Origin of the sequence: Caballeronia catudaia (assembly GCF_001544755.2) — a bacterium.
Classification (GTDB): Bacteria; Pseudomonadota; Gammaproteobacteria; order Burkholderiales; family Burkholderiaceae; genus Caballeronia; species Caballeronia catudaia.
Window position 1 is genome coordinate 1 of record NZ_FCOF02000156.1, and the last position, 501, is coordinate 501.

At 62.9% G+C, this 501-nt stretch carries 1 protein-coding gene; it reads left to right on the forward strand.

Annotated elements, in window-relative coordinates; genetic code table 11:
• Positions 1-501 (forward strand): electron transfer flavoprotein subunit alpha/FixB family protein (locus AWB75_RS36565; RefSeq protein ID WP_143746715.1); only part of this gene is annotated, 501 nt, incomplete at both ends.

Genomic DNA, 501 nt, shown 5'->3' on the forward strand with positions numbered 1-501 from the left:
CGATCCGATCAAGGTCATCACCGTGCGATCGACGGGATTCGATCCGGTTGCAGCCGAAGGCGGCAGCGCAGCAGTCGAAAAAATCGAAGCGGCAGCCGATGCCGGCATCTCGCAGTTCGTGAGCCGCGAAGTCACGAAGCTCGATCGTCCGGAACTGACGAGCGCGCACATCATCGTGTCGGGCGGTCGCGGTCTGGGCAGCGGTGAGAACTACACGAAGACGCTGGAGCCGCTGGCGGACAAACTCGGCGCGGCGCTGGGCGCATCGCGCGCGGCGGTCGATGCGGGCTATGTGCCAAACGATTTTCAAGTTGGGCAGACCGGCAAGATCGTCGCGCCGCAGTTGTACGTGGCCGTCGGCATCTCGGGCGCGATTCAACACTTGGCCGGCATGAAGGACTCGAAGGTCATCGTCGCGATCAACAAAGACCCGGAAGCGCCGATTTTCAGCGTGGCCGATTACGGTCTCGTCGGCGATCTGTTCACGGTCGTGCCGGAACT